This window comes from Rhodococcus sp. MSC1_016 (genome assembly GCF_023667485.2).
Taxonomy (GTDB): Bacteria; Actinomycetota; Actinomycetes; order Mycobacteriales; family Mycobacteriaceae; genus Rhodococcus_F; species Rhodococcus_F oxybenzonivorans.
In genome coordinates this window covers 6,704,676-6,717,678 of the sequence record NZ_JAMOZI020000001.1, presented here as the reverse complement: position 1 = coordinate 6,717,678, position 13,003 = coordinate 6,704,676, and the positions used below count along the sequence as shown (strand labels likewise).

General features: G+C 66.2%; 12 protein-coding genes. 7 read left to right on the top strand and 5 right to left on the bottom strand.

Translation table 11 applies throughout. The annotated features are described in order from the left end of the window. Positions 1 to 115: 115 nt before the first annotated feature. The 3 genes from L1080_RS31475 to L1080_RS31465 all read left to right on the top strand — a co-directional run bounded on the left by L1080_RS31475 (position 116) and on the right by L1080_RS31465 (position 3,061). A complete protein-coding gene (locus tag L1080_RS31475; protein WP_213576311.1) occupies positions 116 to 814 on the top strand; it encodes a TetR family transcriptional regulator in 699 nt (232 codons plus the stop codon). Between the two features lie 162 nt (positions 815 to 976). Continuing rightward, positions 977 to 2,137 carry an acyl-CoA dehydrogenase gene (locus tag L1080_RS31470; RefSeq protein ID WP_109333462.1) on the top strand — a complete coding sequence of 387 codons (1,161 nt, stop codon included), beginning with the start codon at positions 977 to 979 and terminating at the stop codon, positions 2,135 to 2,137. A gap of 75 nt (positions 2,138 to 2,212) precedes the next feature. Continuing rightward, on the top strand, positions 2,213 to 3,061 hold the full coding sequence (locus L1080_RS31465) for a 3-hydroxybutyryl-CoA dehydrogenase (protein ID WP_159923974.1): 849 nt from the start codon (positions 2,213 to 2,215) through the stop codon (positions 3,059 to 3,061). Here L1080_RS31465 and ubiG read toward each other — a convergent pair. Next, complete coding sequence (gene ubiG / locus L1080_RS31460) at positions 3,058 to 3,882, bottom strand: bifunctional 2-polyprenyl-6-hydroxyphenol methylase/3-demethylubiquinol 3-O-methyltransferase UbiG (RefSeq protein WP_236603213.1); 825 nt, start codon at positions 3,880 to 3,882, stop codon at positions 3,058 to 3,060. The genes L1080_RS31465 and ubiG overlap by 4 nt on opposite strands. On the opposite strand from ubiG, the gene L1080_RS31455 reads away from it, so the two are divergent. The 3 genes from L1080_RS31455 to L1080_RS31445 are packed head-to-tail and all read left to right on the top strand — an operon-like array spanning position 3,875 to position 7,993. Beyond that, a complete protein-coding gene (locus tag L1080_RS31455; protein ID WP_250769517.1) occupies positions 3,875 to 5,245 on the top strand; it encodes a hypothetical protein in 1,371 nt (456 codons plus the stop codon). The genes ubiG and L1080_RS31455 overlap by 8 nt on opposite strands. A 17-nt stretch (positions 5,246 to 5,262) precedes the next feature. Beyond that, entirely contained in the window at positions 5,263 to 6,522 is a 1,260-nt protein-coding gene (locus L1080_RS31450) for a serine hydrolase domain-containing protein (RefSeq protein ID WP_250769520.1), read from the top strand. 1 nt (position 6,523) lies between these two features. Then, a complete protein-coding gene (locus L1080_RS31445; protein ID WP_159923966.1) occupies positions 6,524 to 7,993 on the top strand; it encodes an MFS transporter in 1,470 nt (489 codons plus the stop codon). On the opposite strand, the gene L1080_RS31440 is transcribed toward L1080_RS31445, so the two are convergent. After that, the gene (locus tag L1080_RS31440; protein WP_159923964.1) at positions 7,980 to 8,687 is read right to left on the bottom strand and encodes a GTP pyrophosphokinase; all 708 of its coding nucleotides are present in this window, start codon (positions 8,685 to 8,687) and stop codon (positions 7,980 to 7,982) included. The two genes, L1080_RS31445 and L1080_RS31440, sit on opposite strands and share 14 nt — an antisense overlap. A 71-nt stretch (positions 8,688 to 8,758) precedes the next feature. Here L1080_RS31440 and L1080_RS31435 point away from each other — a divergent pair, with 71 nt between their 5' ends. Next, the gene (locus tag L1080_RS31435; protein WP_159923962.1) at positions 8,759 to 9,175 is read left to right on the top strand and encodes an RNA-binding S4 domain-containing protein; all 417 of its coding nucleotides are present in this window, start codon (positions 8,759 to 8,761) and stop codon (positions 9,173 to 9,175) included. On the opposite strand, the gene L1080_RS31430 is transcribed toward L1080_RS31435, so the two are convergent. The 3 genes from L1080_RS31430 to L1080_RS31420 form a co-directional block, all read right to left on the bottom strand. Further along, the gene (locus L1080_RS31430; RefSeq protein WP_250769523.1) at positions 9,146 to 10,060 is read right to left on the bottom strand and encodes a diacylglycerol kinase; all 915 of its coding nucleotides are present in this window, start codon (positions 10,058 to 10,060) and stop codon (positions 9,146 to 9,148) included. The genes L1080_RS31435 and L1080_RS31430 overlap by 30 nt on opposite strands. After that, positions 10,057 to 11,637, bottom strand: a complete 1,581-nt coding sequence (locus L1080_RS31425) for an FAD-binding oxidoreductase (protein ID WP_250770091.1) — start codon at positions 11,635 to 11,637, stop codon at positions 10,057 to 10,059. Before L1080_RS31425 ends, L1080_RS31430 begins: the two co-directional genes overlap by 4 nt. 90 nt (positions 11,638 to 11,727) lie before the next feature. Further along, positions 11,728 to 12,996, bottom strand: coding sequence for an MFS transporter (locus tag L1080_RS31420; RefSeq protein ID WP_250769526.1), 1,269 nt, complete (start codon positions 12,994 to 12,996; stop codon positions 11,728 to 11,730). Between the last annotated feature and the right edge of the window lie 7 nt (positions 12,997 to 13,003).

The window sequence follows — 13,003 nt, the reverse complement described above, 5'->3', positions numbered from 1 at the left end:
CGAACTCAACCTCGCCCCGCCCTCACCAGGACGGACACACTATTTACGAGTATCCGCCCCGCGGAGCACCGGCGTCCAGAAAACGGCAGGTTCGGCACCGATGGATACTGAGGCCATGCCCGAGCGACTCGACACCCCAGGGATCGATGCGGCGGACTTCCGGGTCCATGTCGTCACGCAGGCCATTCGTCTCTTCGCCGAGAACGGCTACGAGGCCACCACCGTCGAGCAGATCGCGACGGCCGCGGGCGTGTCCCGCCGCACCTTCTTCCGTCAGTTCCGCTCCAAGGAAGACGTGATCTTCGCCGACCACGAATCGTTGCTCCAGCAGGCGGGCGACTACCTGACGTCGGAATCCGACGACCCGTGGGCGGCGGTCTGCAGCACCGCCTGCCTGGTGTTCGACCGGTTTCAGGAAAACCGGGAACTGTCCGAGCGCCGGTACCGGGTGGTGCAGCGCGTCCCGGCGCTGCGCGACCGTGAGATCGTGACCGGCGTGCGGTACGAGCGATTGTTCGTCGACTACCTCCGGAACGTGGTCCCTACCGAGCCGGTGTTGAAGGTGATCGGATTCGCTGCCGCCGTCACCGCGTGCCACAACCATCTCCTGCGAAACATGATCAAGGGTGACCCGGCGGCCACCGCGGATGCGCTGGAACGCGCCCTGCTCGACGTTCGCCGGACGTTCGGGGTCGCCGCGGGCGCGCCGTCGCGGGAACAGAATGCGGTGGTTGTCGTGTCGTATCCGCCGGGGACCCCGGTGGACACAATTACGGATGGCATCGCGGCGCAGTTGTCGCAGCGTCATCCCTGAGGCGCCCGTCACTCTTGACTGGCACTCAGTGCCGTGGTTGACTGCACAGTACTAGCAGTACTATGCCCGACGACGAACATTGTGGCACGCGTGGCCGAAGATAGCCCTGGCACGGAGTGCCGCTCGAGTTCGAAGCCGTTGCAATCGACAAGGAGCGCCAACATGGCCGGAAATCCGGACTTCGATCTGTTCAAGCTCGCAGAAGAGCACGACGAACTGCGGTCCGCGATCCGCGCGCTCTCCGAGAAGGAGATCGCGCCATACGCGAAGGAAGTGGACGAGGACTCGCGGTTCCCCGAGGAAGCGCTCACCGCTCTCGTGAACTCGGGTTTCAACGCCATTCACGTTCCGGAGCAGTACGACGGCCAGGGCGCCGACTCGGTCGCCACCTGCATCGTGATCGAAGAGGTCGCCCGCGTCTGCGGCTCCTCCTCCCTGATCCCTGCAGTGAACAAACTGGGCACCATGGGCCTGATCCTCAACGGTTCCGAGGAACTCAAGCAGCAGGTGCTGCCGCAGCTGGCTTCCGGTGAGGCGATGGCCTCGTACGCCCTCTCCGAGCGCGAAGCCGGATCGGACGCCGCGAGCATGCGCACCCGCGCGAAGCAGGAGGGTGACGACTGGATCCTCAACGGGTCCAAGTGCTGGATCACCAACGGCGGCAAGTCGAGCTGGTACACCGTCATGGCCGTCACCGACGCCGACAAGGGCGCCAACGGCATCTCCGCGTTCATGGTGCACAAGGACGACGAGGGCTTCGTCGTCGGCCCCAAGGAGAAGAAGCTCGGCATCAAGGGCTCACCCACCGCGGAGCTGTACTTCGAGAACTGCAAGATCCCCGGAGACCGCATCATCGGCGAGCCCGGCACCGGCTTCAAGACGGCGCTGCAGACCCTCGACCACACCCGGCCGACCATCGGCGCGCAGGCCGTCGGCCTCGCGCAGGGCGCTCTCGACGCGGCGATCGCGTACACCAAGGACCGCAAACAGTTCGGCAAGTCGATCAGCGACTTCCAGGCCGTGCAGTTCATGCTCGCCGACATGGCGATGAAGGTCGAGGCCGCGCGCCTCATGGTGTACACCTCCGCCGCCCGCGCGGAGCGTGGCGAGAAGAACCTCGGTTTCATCTCCGCCGCTGCCAAGTGCTTCGCGTCGGACGTCGCCATGGAGGTCACCACGGACGCAGTCCAGCTGTTCGGTGGAGCCGGCTACACCACGGACTTCCCGGTCGAGCGCATGATGCGGGATGCGAAGATCACCCAGATCTACGAAGGCACCAACCAGATCCAGCGCGTCGTCATGTCGCGTGCCCTGTTGAAGTAGGCGGCTACGCCGCCCGTGCGCCTTTTTGGTAGCTGCCGCTACCAAAAAGGCGCACGGGCATGACTAAGGAGAATCGTGGAACTAGTAGGAGTGATCGGCGGCGGCACCATGGGCGCCGGCATCGCCGAAGTATGTATCAAGGCCGGTAGCTCGGTGCTGATCCTCGAAACCAAGCAGGAGTACGCCCAGGCCGCGCAGGGCCGGATCGAGAAATCGCTGGCCCGAGCGGTGAAGGCAGGCAAGCTCGACCAGGACGCCGCGGACGCCGCCCTCGCCCGCGTTCGCGTCACCCTCGACATCGACGACTTCGCGGACCGCGACCTCGTGATCGAGGCCGCACCGGAGATCGAGTCGCTCAAGACCGACATCTTCCAGAAGCTCGACAAGATCGTGAAGCCGTCCGGCATCCTGGCGTCGAACACGTCGTCCATCCCGCTGATCAAGATGGCCAACGCCACGCAGCGCCCCGGACAGGTCGTCGGTATCCACTTCTTCAACCCGGTTCCGGTGATGCCGCTGGTCGAGATCGTGGTCAGCCTGGTCACCTCCGAGGAGACCGTCACCGTAGTCACCGACTACGTCAAGAACACCCTGCGCAAGAAGACGGTGCGTGCCGGCGACCGCGCGGGATTCATCGTCAATGCGCTCCTCATCCCGTACCTCACGTCGGCGGTCCGCATGCTCGAGTCGGGCTACGCCACCGCCGAGGACATCGACGAGGCGATGAAGGGCGGCTGCGGCTACCCGATGGGTCCGCTGACCCTCATCGACACCGTGGGCCTCGACATCACCCTGGCCGCGGCGGAGTCGCTGTATGCCGAGTTCGCCGAGCCCCACTACGCCCCGCCGACGCTGCTCAAGCGCAAGGTCGATGCGGGACACCTGGGCAAGAAGAGCGGTAAGGGTTTCTACGACTACAGCTAGTTCCGTGTCTGCGGGAGCCCGTCGCGACGTCGCGGCGGGCTTTCGCCGTTCTTGACCGCGTACCCCATATAGGAGATGGCGGTGCTGCGCACCTGCCCGAAGTCGAGTCGCCGGCTCAGCTCTCCGTAGGTCAGTGTTCGTCCGCCTGCCCGGGCGAGGTCGAGGAGGCGCAGTGGATTTTTCGACCGCGGCCCAAGTCCGACGACCTCTCCGAGTCGCAGCCCGTGCCGCTTCATCACGGATTCCAGTTCCTGCGGCCGCACGCACATGGACCAGTCGTGGATGGGTGTATCGAACATTCTGGTCATACGCCATTCCTGCATGATCTTGATGGCCACCAGTTTGCTGACGAAGGTCCGGTTGATGGTGTCGAACAGGTACAAACCGCCCGGCTTCAGCGCCCTGGCCGTCTCGGCGATCACGCCGTCGAGATCGGAGACGTGTTCGAGGACATCGCAGCAGTAGACGACGTCGAACGAGGCGTCGGGCACCGGCAGTTTCTCCCCGGCACCGATGCGGTACTCGATGTCCAGATCAGCGTCGGTGGCATGCCGGCGCGCAGTAGCGATCGACACCTCCGACGGGTCGACCCCGACCACCCGGAAGCCGATGTGGGTGAACTCTTCGGCGAGAAATCCGCCGCCGGAGCCGACGTCGAGTGCGCAGAGACCGCGATAGTCGGATCCCAAATGCTCGGTGAGCACCGTGCGGAAGTATGCGAAACGTCCCGGCGTGAGGCTGCCGTGCAGCAGGTTCAGTGGGTTGTCCTCCTCCCACCACGACTCACCTCGACGGTTGTAGACGTCGTTGTCGATGACCACGGACCACCTTCCCGACCCAGGACGCACGAAGACACGGTCCACCCTTCCCCTGCGCGTCGATCTCTTCAACCCGGCGGGTGTGCGCGATGCTCGTTCCATGACAATCCGGGCCGCACACGTCGGCATGGTGCTCGGTGGGTTCACCGTCGGCGTGGCATCGACCTCGCCGATGCCTCCCGAGTACGCGTTCGTGATCGTGAGCTCCCGCGACGGGACGCTGTACACCAGCGGCGTCGTCGGCGCAGTCCTCGGCGCGCTCGTCGCCGTGGTGGTGGCCGCACGCCTGCGGTCCCGACTCGGCCTGGCGATGTCGGCGGTGTCCGGCCTGACGCTTCTGGCGATCGGCCCGGTGGTCGGGTCTTCACCGGTCGTGCTGTACACCAACGGGATCGGTGTGGGACTTCTGCTGGGCGGATTGGCGGGTCTGTCCGGCGCGAGCGACCGCGTCCGACTCCAGACCGCCCTCGCGGCGGGCGTAGTCGGCGGGCTGCTCCTGGCGGGACCACTCGACCAGTACCGGCACTCCACCGCTGTGCCCTCGAGGTACGCGGACTACCTGTCCGAGCCGCAGCACAACACGGATCTGCTCGCCCTGGCGTTCCTCGCCGTGACGGCGATCGTGGTGGTGGTCGCGCTGCAGTCCGGCGACTTCGACGCGTCGTCGGAGTCCTCGCCCGACCGCCCCACAAGGCCGCTGGTGGCGGGATTGATCCTGCCTGTGCTCGGACTGCTGCTGTACTGGCAGCTCGTCCGGGCGATCGATGCTCTGGGTACCGGCCCCGCAGTGCAGGATCGGTGGATACTCGGGGTCGCTCTGGTTCCGGTCGTCATCGCCGCGGCAGTGTGGTTGGAGAACCGCACCGGAACAGTGCTTCTCGCGGCGACGGCGTTCATCGCGGCGAGTGAGGGCGCGCAGACGGCCTGGTTCACGGATTCGTGGCTGTGGTTACTCGTTCCCGCCGCACTCGTGGCGCTCGGCGCGGCACTCGGCCGGATACTGCCCCAACCCCTGTTCGGCATCGCGGCGCTCGCCCTCGTGGCGGTGTCGGCGGTCTTCGACACGGCGCCCTGGGACAATCTGCACACCGGTGCCGTGGTGCTTCTGCTGCCGGCCGCCGCCGCGTTCACCCTGACAGCGAGCCTGCCGTCGAGCGCACCCGTGGTGACCACGTCGCTGGCTGGACCGGCGGTGTTCGCGATTCCCTTGACAGCCGATTTCGGTTGGACCGCCTATACGCCCCTGAAGCGAGGCGATTCCGCGTTCGAACCGAGCGCGTGGGACGGAATGTCGACCGCGGCTCCGGTGGTCGCGGTGGTGGCGTGCGGGCTGGCGATCGCCTATCTCCAGCGCCGACCGGCCTGATAGTGCCAAGCTGGTTCATGGCACTTCATCGGCGGGTTTTCCTGTTGGCGTGCGTCCTGGCTCTGGGAGCTGCGTGCACGACCACCGATCCGGCGTCGGGCCCGGCCACCTCGGCGAGCGCGGCCGCGTCGGGAACGGAATCCGCCGATCCGGCGCAGGCGGCCGGGGTGATGACGATCGTGCGCGACGCGATGGCGCAGGCCCACCTACGGGCAGTGATCGTCCGTGTCACGGTGGACGGCAAGGAAATCGTCACCGAGGCCGTCGGCGAGTCGATGACGGGAGTGCCGGCCACCACCGACATGCACTTCCGCAACGGCGCGGTAGCCATCTCGTACGTGTCGACGCTGCTGCTCCAACTCGTCGACGAGAAAAAGGTGAGCCTCGACGACAAGGTGTCGACGTGGCTGCCCGACATTCCCCACACCGACCGCGTGACGCTCCGTCAGCTCGCCCAGATGACCTCGGGCTACGTCGATTACGTGCTCGGCAATACCGACTTCGACAAGGCGATCTACGCCGACCCCTTCCGTAATTGGACCCCCGAAGAACTTCTGGCCTACGCCACCTCCAAGCCACTGCTCTACGAACCCGGAACCAACTGGAACTACGCCCACACCAATTACGTCATCCTCGGGTTGGCGCTCGAGAAGATCACCGGTCAGCCGATGACGACGCTCATGCAGGACAAGGTGCTCGGACCACTCGGCATGGACAACACCACGGATCCGGGGACGGCGGCGATCACCGAACCGGTCCTGCACGCGTTCTCGTCCGAGCGACGGGAGGCACTGCAGATTCCACCCGGCACCTCGTTCTACGAGGAATCGACATTCTGGAACCCGTCGTGGACGATCACCCACGGCGCCATCCAGACCTCGAACATCTACGACCTCCACGACACTGCGATAGCAATCGGCACAGGCAAACTCCTCTCCCGCGAGTCGTACGAGGCCATGATCTCGACGGACCTGCGGGGCAAGACGACCACCCTGCCCGGCTGTCCCACATGCTTCCCGCAATCGGACGACTACACCTACGGGCTCGGGCAGCCCATCGTCGGCAACTGGTTGATGCAGAATCCCCTCTTCAGCGGATACGCGGCGGCCGAGGCGTACTTGCGGTCGAAGAAGATTGCGATCGCCGTGGCCGTCACCTACGACCAAGCCGCGTTCGACGCCACCGGTGCGTACAAGAACGAAGCCGATATTCTGTTCCGGAAAATCGGCGCGTATCTCGCTCCCGACGACGCTCCGGGCATCCCGGCCGGAGCCTGACATGGCGGCGGCTCTCCGGTTGAACACGCGACAGGGCCGTTGGGTTGTCGTCGCCACCGTCCTCGGCTCCGGCCTCGCCCTTTTGGACGGCACGGTGGTGAATATCGCGTTGCCGCACATCGGCGAGGATCTCGGGTCGGGTGTCGAGGGTTTGCAGTGGACCCTCAGTGGCTACACCCTGGCGTTGGCGTCCCTGATTCTGCTGGGTGGGGCTCTCGGCGACCGCTGGGGCCGCAGACGTGTCTTCGTCTGGGGGACAGTATGGTTCACCGTGGCGTCGGTGCTGTGCGGCCTCGCGCCCGACATCACCTTTCTGGTGGTCGCCCGCATTCTTCAGGGAATCGGAGCCGCGCTGTTGACTCCGGGAAGTCTCGCCTTGATTTCGGCGTCCCTGCACGAGGACGACCGCGGTGCGGCGATCGGACTGTGGTCCGGACTCGGCGGGGTGGCCGGGGCGATCGGGCCGTTGCTCGGCGGGTGGCTGGTGGAAGTGGCTGGGTGGCGATCCGTTTTCTTCCTGAACGTTCCCCTGGCCGCCGTGGTCATCTGGGCGTCTATTCGCCACATACCCGAAAGCCGCGACCCTCATCCGCCGGATCATCTGGATGTCCTCGGGTCGGTGTTCGCGGTGCTCGGGCTGGGCGCCCTCACCTACGGGTTGATCGAAATGAATCCGATCGCCGGCGTGGGCGGGGCCGTGGCACTCACCGCGTTCGTCGTGGTGGAACGCCGATCCCCCGATGCCCTCGTGCCGCCCGCGCTTTTCAGGTCCCGCATGTTCGTGGCAGCGAACCTGGTGACTTTCGCCGTATACGCGGCGATCGGTGGGGTCTTCTTCCTGTTGGTGATGCAACTTCAGCTGGTGGCGGGGTATTCACCGGTAGCCGCCGGCCTTGCCACCATGCCCATCACCCTCGCAATGCTGGCCCTCTCCTCCCGCGCCGGTCGCTATTCGCAGAACCACGGTCCCCGACTGCCGATGACGATCGGCCCCGCGCTCGCGGCCGTCGGCCTCCTCCTCATGACACGGATCGGGGCCGAGGCGTCATACTGGTCCGACGTCCTGCCCGGCGTGATCGTGTTCGGACTCGGACTGTCGGCCATCGTCGCCCCGCTGACCACCGCGGTTCTCGGATCGGTTCCCGTCGAGCAGGCCGGTATCGCGTCCGGGGTCAACAACGCCGTCGCGCGCACCAGCCAGCTACTCGCCGTGGCCGCGCTGCCGGGCCTCGCCGGGATCGACGCTGCCAGCCTGGCCGAACCCGACAGCTTCTCGCAGGGCTTCCGGATCGCGATGTACCTGTGCGTCGCCATGCTCGTCGTCGGCGCGATCATCGCAGCCGCCCTCATTCGCACGCCGGCGGCGCCGACACAGGTCCCCCCAGATTCCGTTGCCTGCCAACCACATTGCGACGTCACCGGCCCCGCGGTACAACCGACCAGTGTCCGGTCCGGGACTAGTCCGGAATGACCCGCAGTGTGGTGCCGGGCCCGCGCACTTCCTCGTGCAAGCCCTCCATCTTCACGTCGAGGTGCCGGGCCACGTCGGCGGCGTCTCTCAACTCGTCGAGCAGCGCCTCGGGGACCGACTTGTCGTACTTGTAGAAAATCTTGTGCTCGAGACTGGCCCAGAAATCCATGGCCACCGTCCGGATCTGGACTTCGACGCGTACCGATTCCACTCGATCGGACATGAAAACGGGCACCTCGACGATCAGGTGGAGACTGCGGTAGCCGTTGGCCTTGGGCTCCGCGATGTAGTCCTTGACCGCCACCACGGTGATGTCCTGCTGACCGGTGAGCATGTCACTGATTCGGTATGCGTCTCGGATGAAACTGCAGGTGATGCGGATTCCGGCGATGTCGTGAATGTTCGCGCGGATCGCGTCCAGGGTGAGCGGGAGTCCTTTGCGGGCGGTCTTGCCGAGGACGCTGTCCGCCGATTTCAGGCGCGACTTCACATGTTCGATCGGACTGTAGTCGTGAATGTAGGTGAACTCGTCCTTCAAGATGTTGATCTTGGTCATCATCTCGTCGATCCCGAATTTATACGACATCAGGAAGCGAGTGAACTCGCGGCGCTGGTCGAACTCCAGGAGATCTCGCAGATCCTGCTGAGCCTGTCCACTGGCGTCACGTGCCACGTCCGGTCCCGGTGTCGCCATGCGCTCGATGGTACCGGTTTCGGAATGAGGGCCTCCGCTTAGCGAGGTCGGGCCTCTCCTATTCTGGTCGCGTGGTGACTTCGGGTACCGACCCCGCGAGCGTGCGCGTCGACAGCTGGACCTGGGCGGTCCGGCTGTTCAAGACGCGCTCGGCGGCAGCTGCGGCGTGCCGGTCGGGGCACGTGCGGGTCAACGGCTCCCCCGCAAAGCCTGCGCAGCCGGTGAAGGTGGGCGACGAGGTCCGTATTCGCGCCGCCGGAACCGAGCGCATCGTGGAAGTCACCCGCCCCATCGCCAAACGAGTCGGTGCCGTCATCGCCGCGGAGTGCTACACCGACAACACACCGCCACCTCCTCCTCTCGAGGTTCTCGCCTCTCTTCCCCGGCGCGACCGCGGGGCCGGCCGGCCGACCAAACGCGAACGTCGGGAGATGGATCGGCTCCGTGGAATGACGGACTCAGACCGGGGTGTGGCTGAGGATGTGTAGCGCGCCGGGCACGGCCTCGATCGTCACCGGGAGCGGACCGACGCGGTCACCGTCCGCGTAGGCCGTGATGCCTTCGCACCGCAACCGCACCGTCCGCGAACGGTAGGTCTGCACTTCGGGAAGATCGACATGGGTGCCCTTGTAGACCCGGGGGAACAACCGGACCAGCCGAGCCCGTGATCCATATCCCACCACGGTGACGTCGAGAAGACCGTCGGCCTTGTTCGCTCCGGGGCAGATCTGCATTCCGCCGCCGTAGGATCGGCCGTTGCCCACCGCAACCAGTGTGGCGTCCACCTGCACGGTGGCGTCGTCCAGTTCGATCGAATAGTCCAGGGGACGAAGCCGCGTCAGCTCCGCCAGCATGGCCAGGTTGTACCGCATCGGCCCCTTGGGCCACGTCATCCGATTGGCCCGATCGGTGACGAGCGAATCGAAACCGCTCGCCACCACCGTGCCCGCCCAGACGACCGCACCGTCCGTGAGCGTGATCCGGGCGAGATCCGACTCCTGGACCTCACCGTCCGCGATCACATCGGCCGCCGCGACCGGATCGCCGACGGGAACCCCGAACTCACGCGCATGATCGTTTCCGGTGCCTGCGGGGATCAACCCGATCGGTGTTCCCGACCGTGCCGCGGCCTGCAAGCCGATACTGATCGCACCGTCCCCACCGACGACGACCAGCGCATCGGTGCCGTCATCGATAGCCCGGCGGGCGAGCGTGCGCGCATGATCGGCGTCGGTCCCGATGATCTCGGTGACCGTCACACCGCGTTCACGCAGCCGCCCCACGCCCTTACGTCCGGCGACCGGGGCGTGGCCGTGCCCGGCCAGCGGGTTGATCAGGACCGTGACCCGCTCGACGGTCTTCCTCGTGCTCACGGAATCAACTTTCCGGGATTGAGGATTCCGGCCGGGTCCACCGCATCCTTGATGGCCCGCAGGATGGTGACCCCGAGGTCGCCGATCTCCTTCCGCATCCAGGGGCGGTGGTCGACGCCGACCGCGTGGTGATGCGTGATGGTCCCGCCGGTGGCGATGATCGCGTCACCCGCAGCGGTTTTCGCTTGTCGCCACTGTTCGAGTGGGTCGGCCGCCTGAGCGCAGACCACGGTGAAGTACAGCGAGGCCCCCGTCGGATACGTGTGGGAGATGTGGCACAGGACGAGCGGTGGAGTGCCCTGCTCGGACAGCGCCGAGGTGAGCGCCGTCGTCACCGCAGCACGGAGCGCGGCGAGATTGCCCCAGTGTGTGGAGGTTTCGAGGGTTTCGCAGAGTGCACCGGCGTCGAGCAGGGAGTCGCGTAGATAAGGTGCATCGAAACGTCCGTGCTCCCAGCTGTTCCCGGGATCCGCCCCCAACGACGTGCCTCCCTGCGCCTGCAGCACCGCGCGAGCCTCGGCCACCCGCTCGGCGGTGTGTGCGGCGGTGCCTTCGAACGTGGTGATCGCCAGGCAGCCACCGGCGACGGCCTCGTCACCGATCTTGTCCGTGGTCGCCAGATTCACACCGGTTTCGGCCTCGTCCGACAGTCGCAACACGGTGGGAACAGCACCTTCCTGCCGCAGGGCGCGCAGAGCGGCAGCGCCTGTCTCGAAGTCGGGGAAGTTCCAGCCCTCACGGACGGTCGACTCGGGAACGGCATGCACCCGCACGCGCACCCGGGTGATCACGCCGAGGGTTCCCTCCGAGCCGACGAACAACTCCCCCAGGTCCGGTCCCGCAGCGGACGCCGGCGCCCGTCCCGTGTCGAGAATGCCGGCCGGAGTGACGACGCGCAGCCCCTCCACCATGTCCTCGAACCGGCCGTAGCCGGCGGACGCCTGCCCCGAGGAACGGGTCGCGGCGAACCCGCCGATGGTGGCGAACCGGAAGCTCTGCGGGAAGTGCCCCAGCGACAAGCCGTGCACCCCCAACAGCTCTTCGGCACGCGGTCCCGTCACACCGGCGCCCAGTGTCGCGACACCGGACTCGGCATCGAGGTCGAGCAGGGTGTCGAACCTCCGCAGATCGAGCGACACGACGGCGGCGAATCGGTCGCGCACCGGATCGAGACCGCCCACGACGCTCGTGCCACCCCCGAACGGCACCACGGCGATCGCGTTGTCCGTGCAGTAGCGCAGCACTTCACCCACCTCGTCGTCGGTTCCCGGGGTGATCACCGCGTCGGGCGCATCCTGCGGTTCCGAGCTGCGACGACGCAGCAGGTCGAGCGTGCTTTTCCCGCCGGCACGCAGGAGGCGATCGGTGTGCGCGGTACTGCAAAACCGCTCCCCGACGATGGTCGCCAGGGCGGCCAGGTCCTTCTCGAACAGGGCGCTCGGCGCAAGGACGACGTCGTCCGGGTTCCGCTCCGGAGCCTCGGTGATCGACACCCCCAGCGCCTGCTGCAGCAGGGCTTTGATCCCGTCGGAGAGAACCTTCCGCTTCTCCGGCGCACCCCAGGCATCCCACTGCATCGGGGGTGCCGTCATGACGGCCTGATCATCCGATCGCTCATTGCTCATGCGTTATAGTGTTACACATCATGTAAGAGTGTAACTAGGGCTTCAGCGTCGACCGCGCTCCCGCCACACCTGCCGGATGGGTCGCAACACCAGTCCCATCTGCCTGCGGGTCTTGCCGCGGGTCACCAGCACACCGATGATCGCGACCGCCCAGACCGGGTACTGCACCAGCCAGGCCACGCGGAACGCCACGAACGAGTACCCGCCCATCGCGTCGAGGATGAGCCCCATCGCCTGAATGACCAGCAACGAAGCGAGGAAGCCGCCGATGTTGACCATCCCCTGCGCGGTACCCATGCTCGTGCTCGGGTTGAACATGCGGGCGTAGTCGAACCCGATCATCGAACCGGGCCCGCCCACCGAAACGACCACCACGAGCAGGACCAGCATCCACATCGGCGCCGGCTCCGAAAGAGCGAGGACCGCCGTCCACATCGCGGCATTGCTGATCATGATCGACAACACGAGGTATGACCGGCGCATGGGGAAACGCCCACTGAGGACGCCGATGATCGGACCCGCGACGATCGCCGAGATCACCGACAGGGTCAGCAGCGAGCCTGCCTCCGCCGCTGATAGACCCTGCGCCGACCGCAGGTACGGCACCCCCCACAGCAGCGCGAACGTGGTCATCGAGAACTGCGTGCCCATGTGCGTGAAGAAACCGAGCCGAGTGCCGGGACGCGCCCACACGGTTCTGATCTGCCGCCCCACCTCCCGCAGTCCCGCGGGCGCGGCCACTACCTCGAGGCCCGGCGGCGAGTTCCGGATCACCGAGGCGGCCAGCACGAAGGACAGCAACCCCAGTGAGGCGGCGCTGCCGTAGGCGAAGTTCCACCCGGGACCGTTGAGCAACAGCATCAACGGCAATGCCGACAGGATCTGGCCGATCTGCCCGAAGATGCCGGTCAGCTGGGACACCAGCGGGACGCGTCGCGGCGCAAACCATTGCGGCACCAGACGCAGCACCGAAATGAACGTCATCGCGTCGCCGATCCCGACGAGCACCCGCGCCGCAATGGCGATCGGCAGCGATTCGGTGACCGCGAGAAGCATCTGCGCCGACGCCATGATGAGGGCGCCGGACGCGATCATGCGCCGCGAACCGTACCGGTCGAGGAGTACCCCCGCCGGAATCTGCATTCCCGCGTACACCACGATCTGCAGCACGACGAAGCTGGAGAGCACGCTCGGACTGATCGAAAACCGTTCCGTCGCAGCGAGACCCGAAACACCGAACGACGTGCGGTGGAGAACGGCGACGATATAGGCAATGACCCCGACACCCCACACCAACCACACTCTCCTCATCGCAGAT